This is a genomic window from Mesorhizobium sp. M0571 (genome assembly GCF_040320985.1).
In the GTDB taxonomy this organism is placed as follows: Bacteria; Pseudomonadota; Alphaproteobacteria; order Rhizobiales; family Rhizobiaceae; genus Mesorhizobium.
The window spans coordinates 1-515 of the sequence record NZ_JAMYQT010000168.1 but is presented as its reverse complement, the minus strand read 5'-3'; the positions used below and the strand labels follow the sequence as shown (position 1 = coordinate 515).

Here is a 515-nt window from a genome sequence, read left to right as displayed (position 1 = left end):
GGCGGCTGCGCGAACGAATGGCTGTTGCATCATATCCCGACGCAGCACGAGTCTTACCATAGGCGTAGGCGCCGCCGTAGATCGGGTTCTCGATCATTCGGTGAATGGTCGCATAGCTTGGCCTGCGCCAGACCACATCGCCATTGTTGCGCTTGGCAGGCAAATCCAGCCCATGTTCGAGGAACCAGAGCAGGGCCTGGCGGGCACTGCCGAGTTCCGCCACCTTGTCAAACACAAGGGTGATGGCCTCTTGCATGCGACGATCGGGATCCTTCTCCAGCCGGTCGCCGACCTTCACGAAGCCGACCGGGGCAGCGACGACGAGTTCACCGCGCCGGGCCTTCTCATAGCGGGCCGACAGGGAGCGCTGACGCAGAAGATCGAGCTCATACCCGTTGAGACTGCCCTTCAGTCCCAGCAGCAGCCGGTCATTGCCCTGGCGCGGTGCGTAGACCGTCTCCTGGTCGATCAGCACGGTATCGACGACGCGGCACATCTCGATGAGCTGCTGCCAG

At 62.7% G+C, this 515-nt stretch carries 1 protein-coding gene; it reads right to left on the bottom strand.

What is annotated here, in order from left to right; all coding sequences use genetic code 11:
* Window positions 1-515: recombinase family protein (locus tag NKI85_RS38150; protein ID WP_352781034.1), on the bottom strand; the 515-nt coding region annotated here is incomplete at both ends.